Origin of the sequence: Leptolyngbya sp. BL0902, assembly GCF_016403105.1 — a bacterium.
Classification (GTDB): domain Bacteria; phylum Cyanobacteriota; class Cyanobacteriia; order Phormidesmidales; family Phormidesmidaceae; genus Nodosilinea.
On record NZ_CP046155.1, the window covers coordinates 2,327,175 to 2,341,704 of the forward strand.

The window sequence follows — 14,530 nt, forward strand, 5'->3', positions numbered from 1 at the left end:
ATATCCTTTGGGGTCATCTGGGGGCAAGTCAGGGCATTCTCAAAGCGCCTGCGCTTCAAGCCGATCTAGAGAAATGCGGGCGGCTTCGGCCACCTGAAAGTGAATGTCTTTTTCTAGGTAGCGCAGGGCGGCTTCGGTTTTGGGGCTGGGCAAATGGCCCAGGGCTTCGGCGAGGCGCTGCCGCACCAGCCAATCGGGGGACTGGGCAAACTTGAGAATCTCGTCTACGGCGGCCACATCGCCAATTTCTCCCACCGCCGCAATCGCCGCCTGCTGCATCACTTCCTGATCGCTCTGGAGGGCCTGCATTAGCACATCGTGGGCGCGGGGATCTTTGAGATTGCCCAGCGCCACCGCCGCACTAAAGCGTACCAGCCAGTCGGTATCTTCGTAAAAGGCCCGCACCAAGCTTTCAAAGGCGCGAGGATCCTCGAGGTACCCTAGCGCCCCAGCGGCGTCGGCCCGGATGCCGTAGTCTGGGTCGGAGGTGAGCAGGCGAATCAGAATGTCAAAGGCGTGTTCGTCGGGCTTGATCCCCAGGGCAAACACCGCCATCGAGCGAATTTGCATATTGTCGTCATCAATGACCTGCCGGATCAGCGGAGCTGCTTGGGCCGCTGGCACATCCCGTAACGACGCCAGGGCCAACATACGATCTTTGGAGTTAGGGCTCTGGAGGTTGGCCGCAATCTGATCTAAATCTACGGAGGCCATGGCAATCTCAGAAAAGTTACATCCCTTTACATTATAAACTAGCCCCTTCACCTGTCCCACCGCGCCGCTAGTTGACCCGGCAGCGATCCCCACAGCTCGCGGCGCGAACTTCCCGTTCTGCCAGCAGCGTTTCTAGGCTGGGGCGTCCAGTGAGGGTCAAACGCCACTGGGCCCACAGGCCGTAGGCCCAGTCCACCAGGGGGCCAAGGATGGGCCATCCCGTGGGGGCATAGATCCAGCCCGCCCCCAGCACCCGATACACCTGGCGGAAGACTTCCACGTTTTTAATCACGGTGCCGTCGGCCCGCACCGCATGGATGCGCCCCATCGCCGTTGCGTAGTCAATGCCGCCGTTGTCTGCCGCCGAATAGTCGTCCTCGGCAATGTTGGTGAATTTCACCAGCCCTCGGCCCTTGTCCTTGCGTTTCAGGGCTTCTACCTCCCACAGACAGAGGGGGCATTCGCCGTCGTAGAGCAGGTTAATTTTCCAGGTGGGGGCAGAGACAGAGGGGGGCAGAGTCATGGCGTTCGCAACCAAGATAGCAATCTCTAATAGCTTAACGAAACATTACATTCTGGCTCTAGAAAACCTTTTTCCTAGCTCTGAGAGCAAAAATTAGGCATCGCCGGAGCCTCACAGGGGCGTCTCCGGCGGGGATAGGGCCTGGGATGTGAGCTAGGTCACAATCTGCCACAATCTTCTGCGATCCCCCTTGTCAAGGTGTACCTGCCGTCCCAAACTGTAGATGTGCAAACCAAGGAAATCTTCGGGGATCAACGAGGAAGCGTCGTGAAATCAGTATTGGCGATTATTTTGGGTGGGGGTGCCGGCACCCGGTTATATCCATTAACCAAGTTTCGGGCCAAGCCAGCGGTTCCTCTAGCCGGGAAGTATCGCCTCATTGACATCCCGGTGAGCAACTGCATCAACTCCGAAATTCATAAAATCTACGTTCTCACTCAGTTCAACTCTGCGTCGCTCAATCGCCACATTGGCCGTACCTATCAGTTTTCTAACCTGACCGACGGCTTTGTGGAGGTACTGGCAGCCCAGCAAACCCCCGAAAGCCCCAGTTGGTTCCAGGGCACGGCGGATGCGGTACGGAAATACCTCTGGCTGCTGGATACCTGGAATGTGGATGATTTCCTGATTTTGTCTGGGGATCACCTCTACCGCATGGACTACAGCCTGTTTGTAGAGCGTCACCGGGCAACCAACGCTGACATCACCCTCTCCGTGGTGCCCATGGGCTATAAACAAGCCTCAGAATTTGGCCTGATGAAAATTGACGGCACCGGGCGCGTGGTGGACTTTAGCGAAAAACCCAAGGGCGAAGCGCTCGACCGCATGAAGGTAGATACCACGGTGCTGGGCCTCACCCCAGATCAAGCCCAGGAGCAGCCCTTCATCGCCTCCATGGGGATCTACGTTTTCAAAAAGCAAGTCCTGATTGACCTGCTGCGGAAGGGCGTTGACCACACGGACTTTGGCAAAGAAATCATTCCCGCCTCCGCCCGCGATCACAACGTTCAAGCCTACCTATTCGATGGCTACTGGGAAGACATCGGAACGATTGAAGCGTTCTACGACGCCAACCTAGCGCTGACGATGCAGCCCCAGCCGCCCTTCAGCTTCTACCACGAAGACGCCCCCATCTATACCCGCTCGCGCTACCTGCCCCCCAACAAGCTGCTCGACTGCCACATCACCGAGTCCAGCATCACCGAGGGCTGTATCCTCAAAAATTGCCGCATTCACCACTCCGTGATTGGTCTGCGTCAGCGCATCAACGCAAACTGCACCATCGAAGACTCGCTGCTGATGGGGGCCGACTACTACGAACCCCTCTCCGAGAGCAGCCAACACCTAACACGGGGCAAGGTGCCCATCGGGGTGGGCGAAGGGTCAGTCATTCGCCGCGCCATTATCGACAAAAACGCCCGCATTGGCCGCAATGTGCAGATCGTCAACAAAGAAAACGTCCAAGAAGCGGAACGGGAAGACCTCGGCTTCTATATCCGAAGCGGCATTGTGGTAGTGCTGAAAAATGCCACCATCCCCGACGGCATGATTATCTAGCGAACTCCTGGTGCCCCCCGCAACGGACGATATCCTCGCCCATGTAGCGGAGGGATCAGCACCGCTGCTGGTGCTGGTGGGCCTGCCGGGAAGCGGAAAATCTACCTGGTCGGCCCAGTTTTTGTCGGTCCGTCCAGGGTTTCGCGTGGTATCTACCGATGATTGCCGTCAGCGGCTCTATGGTGATGCTGCCCTTCAAGGCGATTGGCGGCGGGTTTGGGCCTGCGTTCAAACCGAGTGGCAGCAGGGGCTTGAGGCCATCACCCAGGGGCACCTAGCGGGGATCCTCTACGATGCCACCAATGCCCGCCGTCGCCACCGTCGCTCTGCCTTGGTGGCCGCTCGGCAAATGGGATTTAACCCCCTTGTGCTGGTGTGGATCGACGTGCCGCTGTCGGTGGCCCTGGCCCGTAATCGTCAGCGGTCTCGCCAGGTGCCCGATGACGTGATCGCCGCCATGCACCGCTCTCTCCAGGGGGCTCCCCCTGCCCTAGCCGACGGGGCCGATCAGGTCATCCATATCCCCATCCCGTCGCTGGAGGGACAAGCCTAGGCGCTACTCTAGGGGGTGATCCGCTCAACCACGGCCATGGCTTCCTTAGACCCCAAATCATCCCAACTTTCCCAGTTTCAGGCGGGTATGGAGGACTGGTTTCGATCTCCAGTGTGGCGCTGGGGACGCTGGTGGCTGCTGGCGTTTTTGGTGGTACGGATTGGGTTCTGGGGTGCGGCGTTTCCCAACCCCGACGAAGCCTACTACTGGCTGTGGGGGCAGCGACCTAGCTTTTCCTACTACGATCACCCGCCCTTCCATGCTTGGATTCAGGGACTTTCGGCCACCCTGTTGGGGCGTTCGACCTGGGCGCTACGGTTGCCGAACCTGGTGAGCAACGGGATTTTGGCCGTCACCTTTTACCGCATTGGCCGCTACCTCTATGGCGACGATGGCGGAGATCGGCTCTGGCTGATGATCCTGCTGCTGGCCGCATCCCCGCTATTTTTTCTGTTTTTGTCGATGGCGTGGCACGACCACTGGCTTGTCACCTTGGCCGTGCTCAGCAGCTTTGATTTTGTCCGGTTTGTGGATAGCTACCAGGCCGATGGTCGAGGCCAGTCTCGCCATCTGTACCGAGCGGCCCTGTTTTTGGGATTGGCCGGACTCAGCAAATACAACGCCCTGTTTGTGGGCCTGGGCTTTCTGGCGACGCTGTTGACCCAGCGATCCCTGCGGCGGCTGTTGCTCGATGCTCGGCTGTACATCGCCTTGGGCATCACCCTCCTCACCCTGTCCCCGATTTTGATTTGGAACTGGCAGCAGGGGTTTGCCTCCTTTCAGTTCTATGGGGATCGCACCAGCGGCGGTGATGGCCTCACGCTGAACCTCCTACAACCCCTCGTCTTTCTGCTGCTGTGCGGCCTCATCCTCGGCCCCATTCACACCTGGGGCCTGTGGCGATTGGGGCGACGGTGGCCACGGGTGAGCCAAAATTTTGTGCGGCCTTCCCTCTATCCGGTGGTGGCGGGGTGGATGTTTGTCCTTTCAACGGGCACCTTTGTCGCCCTTTCCCTGGTTTCGGTGGCGCTGTATTACTGGAATATCCTGGCCTACCCGCTGCTGCTTCCCCTCTTGGCGGATCGGTTTTACCGTCAGGATTTACAGCCCGGTCAGAATCAGGATGAACCCAGTCACGGAGAAATCAGCTACGGGAAAACAAGGTTTCAACAAAGGGGACAAGATTCGCCACCACCGATGCGACATCCTCGCCAAATGGCCGTAGCGCAGGGATTAGGGCTGTTTGCCGTCACGGTGCTGACGTTTCATTACACCGTCATTCCCATTACCGCCCTGTTTGGGCCAGCCGATAACGACAGTGCCGCCCTGTTTGGCTGGGATCAGATTGCCGCTGCCGTTACCGTCCAGGCCGAAACCCTTGAAAACCCGCTGTTGTTAACGACAGATTATCGCTCCGCTGGGGCTTTGGCCTACCAGTTGGATAACCCTGATGTTCTCGCCATTTCGGGCCGCATTGACCAAACCGACTTTTGGTACGACGTGGAAGCCCTCGACGGTCGGGATGCCGTTTTGCTGGGGGAAGACTGGCACCCCATTTGTCCCGCCCACCTGGCCATGTTTGAACGCACCGATCTGCCCCAAATCGTTACCATTCAGCGCTTGGGTCGCCCGATTCAGACCTATCACCTCGTCACAGGCTACGGCTTTCGGGCCAGGGAAATCGGCTCTCCCCTCGATCCCGCCTATCCCCTCGCCTTTACCACTGATGGCGAACGCTGCGAGCCGGACGTGCCCTGAAGTCGGCCAAGGGTGGCAGATCGCGATTCGGTTCACCACAGTACAGCCGACAATGCGACAATGGGGCAGACTGAATTCAGCGTTTGAGAGATTTTCTATGCGTTCTGACCTACAACAGGCTTTGGCCAACCAAACCGCCCTCAAAATCATCAGCGGCCTCACCAACTTCAACGCCGCCCATGTGGTGGATATTGTGAAAGCGGCTGACCAAGGCGGGGCCACCTTCGTAGATATCGCAGCCGATGCGGAACTGGTGCGCTTGGCCAAAGCCGCCACCACCCTCCCCATCTGCGTCTCTGCGGTGGAACCCGAAGCGTTCCTGGCTGCTGTGGCCGCTGGGGCAGACCTGATCGAAATCGGTAACTTCGATGCCTTCTACGCCCAAGGTCGCCGTTTCGAGGCTCCCGAAGTGCTCGACCTCACCCGCCGCACCCGTGCCCTGCTGCCGGAAATCACCCTCTCCGTCACCGTGCCCCACATTCTGGCGCTGGATGAGCAAGTGGCCCTAGCCGAAGCCCTGGTCGCCGCTGGTGCAGACATCATCCAAACCGAAGGCGGCACCAGCAGCCAGCCCACCCACCCCGGCACCCTGGGCCTAATCGAAAAAGCAGCTCCCACTCTGGCCGCGGCCTACGAAATCTCCCGTGCCGTGTCCGTGCCCGTCCTCTGCGCCTCTGGCCTGTCCGATGTGACCGCACCGATGGCCATTGCCGCCGGGGCCGCTGGCGTGGGCGTGGGTTCCGCCGTTAACAAGATGGATAACCCCCTTGCCATGATCGCCGTGGTTCGCAAGCTGGCCGAAAGCCTGCAAGTCGCTCGGATCGCCGCCCGCGCCTAGGATCTCTAAGGTTCTAGGGATCTAGAATGGCTACGCTCCCAGGGCCATGACAACCCTGGGAGTCCATGCTCCTGGTGTCAGCCTGAATCGCAGAGGATGGCGTAGACGATAGTGCTGCTATCGCTTTAAAACCCTGCATAGACAACGTACAAGCGCCTGTTTGGACGCCAGCACTGTGGCACAATGAACAATAGATTTTTGTTGTGCCGTAATCTTTAAGAAACGCCAGTGAGTTCTACTGCTGCCCCATCCTATTCCTCCCCTGCGCCTCGGCGGGCGGTTTTTCCCTTCACCGCCGTGATTGGCCAAGACGACATGAAGCTGGCCCTGCTGCTCAACGTCATTGACCCCAAAATTGGCGGCGTCATGATCATGGGCGACCGAGGCACCGGAAAATCCACCACCATTCGCGCCCTGGCCGACCTGCTGCCCGAAATTGACGTGGTAGCCGACGATCCCTTCAGTCGGTCGCCCAAGGATCCTGATGTAATTGCTGAGCGGGGCACCACGGAACTGCCCATCGCCGCCAAAAAAGTGCCCATGATCGACCTGCCCCTAGGGGCCACCGAAGACCGGGTCTGCGGCACCATCGACATCGAAAAAGCCCTCTCCGAAGGGGTCAAAGCCTTTGAACCGGGCCTGCTCGCCAAGGCCAACCGGGGCATCCTCTACGTGGATGAAGTCAACCTGCTGGACGATCACCTCGTAGACGTGCTGCTGGACTCCGCCGCCTCCGGCTGGAACACCGTGGAACGGGAAGGCATCTCCATCCGCCACCCGGCCCAGTTTGTGCTGGTGGGTTCTGGCAACCCCGAAGAAGGGGAACTGCGGCCCCAACTGCTCGACCGCTTTGGGATGCACGCCGAAATTCGCACCGTGCGTAACCCCGAACTGCGGGTAGAAATTGTGGAGCAGCGTTCCGCCTTTGACCAAGATCCCGCTGGCTATCTAGCCCAGCATGAGGCCAAGCAAAACGAACTTCAGGCCCGCTTGGTGGAGGCCCAAAAGCGCCTGCCCTCCGTTACCCTGGAGTACGAAGATCGGGTACGCATTTCCGAAGTCTGCGCCGAGCTGGATGTGGACGGTCTGCGGGGCGACATTGTCACCAACCGCGCCGCCAAGGCCATCGCCGCCTACGAAGGCCGCACCGAAGTCACCCTCAACGATATTCGGCGGGTGATTGTGCTATGCCTGCGCCACCGTCTGCGGAAGGATCCCCTCGAAAGCATCGACTCTGGCTTTAAGGTGGAGAAGGTGTTCTGCAAGGTGTTTGGCCTCGCCGACCCCGATGAAGCCATGGCCAACGGTCGCCAACCCGTTGGGGTGAAGTAATTTCGGTGTCTGTGAGTGATCTACACCGCGATCTACCTCGCGTGATCGGTCTACCGTGACCCGCATTTTGGGCATCGATCCTGGCTTGGCCACCCTGGGCTTTGGGGTTATCGACACTCCCTCCCAGGGGGCCGAGTCAGCGGTGACGGTGATTGATTTCGGCGTGATTTCCACTCCGGCTAAAACCCCGGTGGGCGAACGCCTTTGCACCATTTACGACGATCTCCATAGCCTGATCGACCAGTTTCAGCCCGATCAGGTGGTCATCGAGAAATTCTTCTTCTACCGCATGGGCAACACGATTTTGGTGGCCCAGGCGCGGGGTGTGGTGATGCTCGTCCTCGCCCAATACCAGTTGACGCCGACCGAGTTTACCCCCGCCCAGGTCAAGCAAGCCCTGACCGGATACGGCAACGCCGACAAGGCCGAAGTCCAAGAGGCCGTAGCCCGTGAACTCAACCTCGATAAAATTCCTCGCCCCGACGATGCTGCCGATGCCCTCGCCCTCGCCCTCGCAGGATGGTTTCAACAGGTGGGCTAGCCTGGTCAGGGCTCTGCTGCCCGTTAGCCGCCTTGCCCCAGTCGGGCCTACTTCTGTAGCGTAGGCCCAACTGGGCGCTGAATCCGGGGTGACTAGCTGTACTTTTGGCTAGAGGCAGGCTCAAGGTCAAACAGCACATGGAGGGTCTGCATGGCCCGTTTGCGGGCTTCGATGTCCCGCTGGGCGCGGAGCTGCACCATGGGGTCGTGGAGGATTTTGTTGACGATGCCACGGGTGAGGGCTTCAATGACCTCTTGGTGCTTTTCGGCAAACTCGCTGCCCAGACGGGAGAGGGCTTTTTCCAGTTCCTGTTCGCGGATAGACTCGACCTTGTTGCGAAGGCTGCTGATGGTGCCCACAGTGTCGAGGGAACGCCACCAGTCCATGAAACCTTCTACCTCTTCATCCAAGAGCACCTGGGCTTCCATGGCCATGCGGCGGCGGCTGGCTTGGTTTTGGGCGACCACGGCCTTCAGGTCGTCCACATTGAAGGCGTGGACGTTGGGCAGCTCGTTGACGTTGGCGTGGACGTTCAGGGGCACGGAAATATCAAACACCATCAGGGTACGGTTGCCGTCCAGAATCGGCTCCAGGTTTTCCCGGTGCAGAATGGGCTCGGTGGCGGAGGTGCAGGTGAACACCACGTCTGAGTTCTGCACGGTCTCCAGCATGGCGTCGAGGGTGCCCGTTTGGATGTTGGCCTCTGGGAACTGCTTGGCCAGTTCATCCGCCCGATTGATGGTGCGGTTGAGGATGGTGATGGGGCAAGATTCCTTGGCGTTGAGGTGCTGCACCAGCAGACGGGCCATTTTCCCGGCACCGAGGATGCTGATCTTGCAGGTGTCTAGGTTGGGTACCTTCAGTTTGGCCAGTTCCACCGCCGCTGAGCTGATGGACACGGCCCCGGTGCCGATGCTGGTTTCGCTGCGGACGCGCTTTCCGGCGGTGAGGGATTGCTTCAGCAGGCGATCCAGCACCCGGCCTAGGCTCTTGTGCTGCTGGGCCAGTTGGTGAGCGTGCTTTACTTGGGCAAGGATTTGGCCTTCGCCAAGGACGAGGCTATCTAGCCCCGCCGCCACCCGCATCAGATGATTCACGGCGTCTTGGTGCAGCAGGATGAACAAATGCTGGCGCAGTTCCGGCAGGGGCAGGCCGCTGTGCTCTGAGAGGAACTGAGTTACTTCCCGGATGCCCTGCTCAGTCTCCTCGGTGACGATGTGAATTTCGAGACGGTTGCAGGTGCTGAGGATAGAAACTTCGTCAATGTGAGGACAGTGGGTGAGATGGGCAATCGCGTCTCCCGTCTGAGCCGTGGGAATGCTGAGTTTTTCACGAATTTGAACGGGGGCGGTTTTATGGCTCAGACCAATTACGGCGATATTCATTCTTCCTCCACGCGTTTAGTAATTCACCTAATTTATCGTGGCCGCTGGTGGTAGCCGCCGCTCCTACCATCCTTGCCAGAAGGCGGCGGGGGATGGAGCATGGGCCAAATAACCGGGCGCACAAAAGCCAATATGTTTGAACTTAGAGACAAATCGGCGCTGACTCAAGGAAACTCAACAAAAGTCCATCAAAAAATGTAAAGACCCGAAAAAAAGAGATGCGGATAGCCACATCTCTAAGGGAAAAGGGCAAGGTCGTCTCCAACCTTACCTTTTCCCAGTGATTCATCCTTAATGGGGGATGGGTTATCGGCAGAGCCGCGCCCTAGCGGATTTGCAGGGTCTTGGGAGCCTCAAACATGTGGATGGTGTCCACGAAGCGGGCAGTCTTAGACTGGCTGGAGATGATCAGGGACTGAGTCCGGGCACCGCCGTGGAAGAAGCGCACGCCGTTCATCAGTTCGCCGGAGGTGATCCCCGTGGCGGCAAACAGCACGGTTTCGCCGGAGGCCAGTTCTTCAGCGTCGTAGACTTTGTCGATGTCGGTGATGCCCATTTCGTTGAGGCGGGCGATGTTGGCTTCCTTGCTTTCGCCAATCAGGCCAGTCTTCACCACTTCAGGATCGTAGATCAGCTGACCCTGGAAGTGGCCCCCCAGGCAGCGCATGGCGGCGGCGCTAATCACCCCTTCGGGAGCGGCCCCAATCCCCATCAGAGCGTGGGTATTGGTACCGGAGAAGGCGCAGGAGATGGCCGCACCGACGTCACCGTCGGCGATCAGCTTCACGCGAGCCCCGGCATCGCGGATTTCTTTAATCAGGTCGTTGTGGCGATCCCGTTTCATCACCACCACCACCAGTTCGTCGATGGCCCGGTCGAGGCACTCGGCCAGGATTTTCAGGTTCTCGGTGGCGGACTTGTTGATATCTACATGGCCCTTGGCTTGGGGAGGAGCGGCCAGCTTCTTCATGTAGAAGTCGGGGGCAGCAAATAGACCACCCTTCTCGGAGATGGCCAGCACCGCCATGGAGCCGTTTTGACCGTAGGCCACCAGGTTGGTGCCTTCACAGGGATCAACGGCGATGTCGATTTCCACCAGTTCGTCGGGGTTGCAGTAGGCTTTGGCATCGGGCTGGGTGCAAATCCCCACTTCTTCACCGATGTAGAGCATGGGGGCATCGTCCCGTTCACCCTCACCAATCACAATGCGGCCGCGCATGTGGATTTTGTTCATGCGCTCCCGCATGGCTTCTACGGCCACTTGGTCAGCAATATTTTTTTCGCCTTTGCCCATCCAACGGGCCGAGGCGACCGCCGCCTGTTCGACCACCTCAATAATCTCAAGACCGAGGGTACTTTCCACGGGATTAATCCTCCAAGTGCCTATATCTAGTAGGTTTTCGCGTTCCCTATCTCAGCTTCTCAGTCTATCAGACGGTGGGATCAAGGCATAGATGATTGGCGCAAAGACCTGGGCTGCTGATCTTGGGTTGGGCCGCTGTTTACGGTCTCCCAAAGGGGGAATTCCGCCGACCGCACCCTGGACTAAGTGAGTAGTTATCTCAGGTTTTATGTGGTTATGTAAATCCGCCTGCGCCTGCCATGGTCCAAGGGGCACAATGCTGGGTAGAGCATTTTTTGCGGTGCTCTGGGGGCTCCACTCGCTACCAGCAGGTTAAACACCATGGTGCCGTTTTTTAAAACCGCGACCGAAACTGACACCGAAACAAAGATTCTCCAGGCGGCACTCAAGCTCTTTGCCCAGCGGGGTTATAGCGGCACCACCACCCGCGATTTAGCCCAGGCGGCAGGGGTGGCGGAGGGTACCCTGTTTCGGCACTTTGAAAATAAAAAAGCCATCCTCGTCGCCGTGGCCAGTCAGGGCTGGGTGGAGATTTTGACGGACTTGCTCACCGAACTCAGCGAAATGGCCAGCTACAAAGCCATTGGCCAGGTCATGCAGCGGCGGATGCTGAATCTTCAGCGCAATTCGGCCCTGATGCGGGTGTGCTTTATGGAGGCCCAGTTTCATCCCGAACTGCGGGAGCAAATCCAGACCGAGGTGATCGGCAAAATGATCGACGTGGCCGAAGCCTTCTTCCAAACGGCCATGGATCGCGGCGTCTATCGCCCCATGAATGCCCGCATGGTGGCCCGCGTGTTTTTGGGGATGTTTACCGTGGCGGGGTTCAGCCAAGAGACCCTAGGAGATACGGCAGGCTCAGCCCAATCCATGAAGGAACTGGCGGAATGCCTGACCGATATTTTTCTCAACGGCGTGTTGGCATCAGCCTAGGGCTAACGCGATACTGAATGGGATTGAGTAGCGGGAGCAACACCATGGTTTTGGGCAGCAGAAAACCCCAACAGACAGGGCTGGGGTGGTGGAAGGCTCTAGCCTGGGTAATCCTGGGCCTAGGGGTGCTGTGGACGAGTCCGGCCTGGGCCGTGGCCCCCACCCAGCAGCCCGCCGAAACCGTCTCCATTCACCTCGGAACGGCAGCGGGAGAACTACGGTTTGAGCCGGATCATCTCACCTTCACCGCTGGCCAACGCTATGCCCTAGTGCTAGACAACCCCAGCCCCGAAAAGCATTACTTCACGGCCAAGGATTTTGCCGATGCCCTCTGGACGCAGAATGTGAAAACAGGCGGCGTTGAGGTGAAAGGAGCCATCCACGAGCTAGAACTCAAGCCAGGAGCCACCGCCACTTGGACGATGATTCCCCAAAAACCGGGCACCTATGAACTCCACTGCTCCATCGTTGGCCACGCCGAAGCGGGCATGGTGGGGCAAATCACCATTCAGCCCCCCGCCTAGGCCAATCCGTCACGGGTGCCCTGGCCCACCATCAGGATCGAGATCGCCTCATCCTGCTGTCTCGCCCCCCACGACCTGCGCCCCATCTCCACCAGGGGTGAGCCACGGGCAAAGGAAAGCGGGCCATGGGCAGGGCTTTGCAATGGGCGACAAAACAGGTTAAGAATAGTGAAGCAATTTGGTGTACGTCCATGGCAGACCAATTGATTCGCGCCACCGCCGCCGAGGGAGGCATCCGAGTGGTTGGCGTGAACACCACGAAACTCACCGAAGTCGCTCGCCAACGTCACCAACTGTCCTACGTTGCCACGGTGGCGCTAGGGCGTACGATGGCCGCTGGGTTGCTGCTGGCTTCCAGCATGAAGCGGCCCCAATCCCGCGTCAACATTCGCGTTAAAGGGGATGGCCCCATCGGCGGCGTCATGGTGGATGCAGGGCTGGACGGCACCGTGCGCGGCTATGTGGGCAATCCTGCGGTGGAATTGCCGCCCAATGCCCAAGGGAAACTGGATGTCGGTACCGCCATGGGCCATCAAGGCCACGTCTACGTGGTGCGCGACGTGGGCTATGGCTACCCCTACTCCAGCACCGTAGAACTGGTTTCCGGCGAAATTGGCGACGACCTCACCCACTACCTCGCCACCTCCGAGCAGACGGCCTCGGCCCTGGTTTTGGGTGTCTATATGGGCAGCGATGGCGTCGAAGCTGCTGGGGGGCTGCTGCTGCAAATCCTGCCCCGCGCCGCCGAAGACCTAGAGATGATTACCACCCTAGAACAGCGCCTCTCTAGCCTGACCAACTTTACCCCCCTACTGAGGGCCAACAAAACCCTGCCCCAAATTTTTGAAGACCTGGTGGGCGACATGGGGCTCACCCTCTTGCCCGAAAGCCAACTGGTGCGCTTCCACTGCCCCTGTTCCTTTGATCGGATGCTGGGTGCCCTCAAAATGCTAGGGGAAGACGAGCTGCAAGACATGATTGAGAAGGACAATGGTGCTGAAGCCACCTGCCACTTTTGCAATGAAATCTATCAAACTAGCAGCGACCAACTGGCACAACTCATCAACGATCTACGCCAGGATCGCCAGGAAGTCAGTCGGTAGGTAAAAGCGCAGGTTTCACCCTTGCCCCGCTGCCCCTCAAACCACTAGGGTCGTTGAAGATACCCTTCTGCCAGGGCAATTAAGCTGAGGGTGATGGTCGCACTCAGCCCGGCTCCCAAGGCCCCAAGGGTCGTGATCAGGAGGACAATCAGCCCCGTCAGCCCCATGTAGATCAGGGTGACGACCATGGGGGGAATGCCTCGCTGCGGTAGACGCTGATAGACATGGGTGCGGTGCGCTTTGAAGATATTCTCACGCCGGAGCAACCGCCGAAAGAGGGTGTAGATAGCGTCTCCGGTAATGGGCAGGGTGAGGGCGAGGAGAATCCAGTGCTGGCTGGGGGCCATCATCAGGGCTAGGGTGATGGCTCCGCCGAGGGTGGTGCTTCCCACATCGCCCATAAAAATTTTGGCCGGAGGCCAGTTCCACCACAGGAATCCCAGCAACGCCGCCGCCAACAAACCCCAAATAGGATTTGCCAAATACCAGCCCAAAAAGGCAAACTGCACCAAACTAACGCCCCCCACCAGGCCGTCCAACCCATCCATGAAGTTGGTGAGGTTCACCAGCGTGGTAAAGCCAATCAAGGTTAGCACCACGGCAATGGCGATGCCCCCAGGGCCGAGGGCTTCAAACCAAGGTTGGGGAAAGGGGCCGAAAAAATATACCGCCAAACCCGCGCTCATGAGCTGCACCCCGTAGCGTGTTCGTGCCGAGAGGGAATGGAGGTCGTCCCAGTAGCCGATTAGGGCGAGGGGCAGGAGCACAATCACCACAGCCATCAGGTTCGACAGCGCTACCCCAGGGCTGAGCCAAGGTAACAATGCCAAGGCCAGCAGGAACGCCACCCAAAACCCTAGCCCTCCCCCACGGGGCGTAGGAACGGTATGGGAGCTGCGGTGGTTGGGGATATCGAGCAGTTGAGCCCGAAGACGCTGGCGAATGAAATTGACCAGCAAGGCGCTGAGCAGGGCAGTAAGGAGCAGAAGCAGCGGCATGGAGAAATCGGCAGTAGGGTCTACAGGCTGGGTAGATGGCCCGCGACAAATGTCCCATCATCATAAACGTCTACCGCAGGCACAGCCAATGGATTTCCGCCTTGGCTTTGGATGGCCAACCTAGACCGTGATCGGGCTGCACTGTCATTTCTGAGGTTTGGGCTGGGTGGGGGGCTAGGTCAGATAATCATGTATTTGGCATTAAAAATCATCACTTTGTAGTTAGGGCTACTTATGTTAGTCCCAGCAACCCATTAGCCTCAACCTCTATAGCGACAACGATGATGGACAATCGAATGCTGTCTCGTTAGCTTCCTCAACAACAGCCGGGTTAGATCGTCTTTCTTGCCCGGTTTTCTGGTGTATGGCGGCTGAGTAGACCCATTTTGGCATCGGCGGCGGCGCTGC

The 14,530-nt window shown here is 58.7% G+C and carries 14 protein-coding genes; 9 read left to right on the forward strand and 5 right to left on the reverse strand.

What is annotated here, in order from left to right:
- Positions 1 to 39: 39 nt before the first annotated feature.
- Positions 40 to 714: a HEAT repeat domain-containing protein gene (locus GFS31_RS10330; protein WP_198804755.1), complete on the reverse strand. Its 675-nt coding sequence runs from the start codon at positions 712 to 714 to the stop codon at positions 40 to 42.
- A 67-nt stretch (positions 715 to 781) separates the two neighbouring features.
- Positions 782 to 1,237, reverse strand: coding sequence for a thiol-disulfide oxidoreductase DCC family protein (locus GFS31_RS10335; protein ID WP_198804756.1), 456 nt, complete (start codon positions 1,235 to 1,237; stop codon positions 782 to 784).
- A gap of 267 nt (positions 1,238 to 1,504) precedes the next feature.
- Here GFS31_RS10335 and GFS31_RS10340 point away from each other — a divergent pair, with 267 nt between their 5' ends.
- From GFS31_RS10340 to ruvC, 6 genes are all read left to right on the forward strand, one after another.
- Positions 1,505 to 2,794 carry a glucose-1-phosphate adenylyltransferase gene (locus tag GFS31_RS10340; protein WP_198804757.1) on the forward strand — a complete coding sequence of 430 codons (1,290 nt, stop codon included), beginning with the start codon at positions 1,505 to 1,507 and terminating at the stop codon, positions 2,792 to 2,794.
- 10 nt (positions 2,795 to 2,804) lie between these two features.
- On the forward strand, positions 2,805 to 3,347 hold the full coding sequence (locus tag GFS31_RS10345) for an AAA family ATPase (protein WP_225907374.1): 543 nt from the start codon (positions 2,805 to 2,807) through the stop codon (positions 3,345 to 3,347).
- Between the two features lie 36 nt (positions 3,348 to 3,383).
- Positions 3,384 to 5,105 (forward strand): ArnT family glycosyltransferase, encoded by a 1,722-nt coding sequence (locus GFS31_RS10350; RefSeq protein WP_198804758.1) that lies wholly within the window; start codon positions 3,384 to 3,386, stop codon positions 5,103 to 5,105.
- Positions 5,106 to 5,202: 97 nt separating this feature from the next.
- Entirely contained in the window at positions 5,203 to 5,943 is a 741-nt protein-coding gene (locus tag GFS31_RS10355) for a DUF561 domain-containing protein (protein ID WP_198804759.1), read from the forward strand.
- Positions 5,944 to 6,171: 228 nt separating this feature from the next.
- A complete protein-coding gene (bchI, locus tag GFS31_RS10360; protein WP_198804760.1) occupies positions 6,172 to 7,275 on the forward strand; it encodes a magnesium chelatase ATPase subunit I in 1,104 nt (367 codons plus the stop codon).
- Positions 7,276 to 7,330: 55 nt separating this feature from the next.
- Positions 7,331 to 7,816: a crossover junction endodeoxyribonuclease RuvC gene (gene ruvC, locus GFS31_RS10365; RefSeq protein ID WP_225907375.1), complete on the forward strand. Its 486-nt coding sequence runs from the start codon at positions 7,331 to 7,333 to the stop codon at positions 7,814 to 7,816.
- Between the two features lie 92 nt (positions 7,817 to 7,908).
- Here ruvC and GFS31_RS10370 read toward each other — a convergent pair whose 3' ends face one another.
- Together GFS31_RS10370 and glpX are read right to left on the reverse strand one after the other, a co-directional pair.
- Positions 7,909 to 9,201, reverse strand: a complete 1,293-nt coding sequence (locus GFS31_RS10370; protein WP_198804761.1) for a glutamyl-tRNA reductase — start codon at positions 9,199 to 9,201, stop codon at positions 7,909 to 7,911.
- Positions 9,202 to 9,526: 325 nt separating this feature from the next.
- Positions 9,527 to 10,564: a class II fructose-bisphosphatase gene (gene glpX / locus GFS31_RS10375; protein WP_198804762.1), complete on the reverse strand. Its 1,038-nt coding sequence runs from the start codon at positions 10,562 to 10,564 to the stop codon at positions 9,527 to 9,529.
- A gap of 321 nt (positions 10,565 to 10,885) precedes the next feature.
- On the opposite strand from glpX, the gene GFS31_RS10380 reads away from it, so the two are divergent.
- From GFS31_RS10380 to hslO, 3 genes are all read left to right on the forward strand, one after another.
- A complete protein-coding gene (locus GFS31_RS10380) occupies positions 10,886 to 11,497 on the forward strand; it encodes a TetR/AcrR family transcriptional regulator (protein ID WP_198804763.1) in 612 nt (203 codons plus the stop codon).
- Between the two features lie 44 nt (positions 11,498 to 11,541).
- Positions 11,542 to 12,021, forward strand: coding sequence for a cupredoxin domain-containing protein (locus GFS31_RS10385; RefSeq protein ID WP_198804764.1), 480 nt, complete (start codon positions 11,542 to 11,544; stop codon positions 12,019 to 12,021).
- 191 nt (positions 12,022 to 12,212) lie between these two features.
- Positions 12,213 to 13,124, forward strand: a complete 912-nt coding sequence (gene hslO / locus GFS31_RS10390; protein WP_198804765.1) for an Hsp33 family molecular chaperone HslO — start codon at positions 12,213 to 12,215, stop codon at positions 13,122 to 13,124.
- Positions 13,125 to 13,168: 44 nt separating this feature from the next.
- Here hslO and GFS31_RS10395 read toward each other — a convergent pair whose 3' ends face one another.
- A complete protein-coding gene (locus GFS31_RS10395) occupies positions 13,169 to 14,122 on the reverse strand; it encodes an MraY family glycosyltransferase (protein WP_198804766.1) in 954 nt (317 codons plus the stop codon).
- Positions 14,123 to 14,530: the final 408 nt, after the last annotated feature.

What these genes read in the sequence shown, in the direction of transcription:
- GFS31_RS10355 (WP_198804759.1), top strand. Translation starts at nt 5,203, where the DNA reads ATGCGTTCTGACCTACAACAGGCTTTGGCCAACCAAACCGCCCTCAAA.
- GFS31_RS10335 (WP_198804756.1), bottom strand. Translation starts at nt 1,237, where the DNA reads ATGACTCTGCCCCCCTCTGTCTCTGCCCCCACCTGGAAAATTAACCTG.
- GFS31_RS10330 (WP_198804755.1), bottom strand. Translation starts at nt 714, where the DNA reads ATGGCCTCCGTAGATTTAGATCAGATTGCGGCCAACCTCCAGAGCCCT.
- GFS31_RS10380 (WP_198804763.1), top strand. Translation starts at nt 10,886, where the DNA reads ATGGTGCCGTTTTTTAAAACCGCGACCGAAACTGACACCGAAACAAAG.
- GFS31_RS10385 (WP_198804764.1), top strand. Translation starts at nt 11,542, where the DNA reads ATGGTTTTGGGCAGCAGAAAACCCCAACAGACAGGGCTGGGGTGGTGG.
- GFS31_RS10350 (WP_198804758.1), top strand. Translation starts at nt 3,384, where the DNA reads ATGGCTTCCTTAGACCCCAAATCATCCCAACTTTCCCAGTTTCAGGCG.
- hslO (WP_198804765.1), top strand. Translation starts at nt 12,213, where the DNA reads ATGGCAGACCAATTGATTCGCGCCACCGCCGCCGAGGGAGGCATCCGA.
- GFS31_RS10395 (WP_198804766.1), bottom strand. Translation starts at nt 14,122, where the DNA reads ATGCCGCTGCTTCTGCTCCTTACTGCCCTGCTCAGCGCCTTGCTGGTC.
- GFS31_RS10370 (WP_198804761.1), bottom strand. Translation starts at nt 9,201, where the DNA reads ATGAATATCGCCGTAATTGGTCTGAGCCATAAAACCGCCCCCGTTCAA.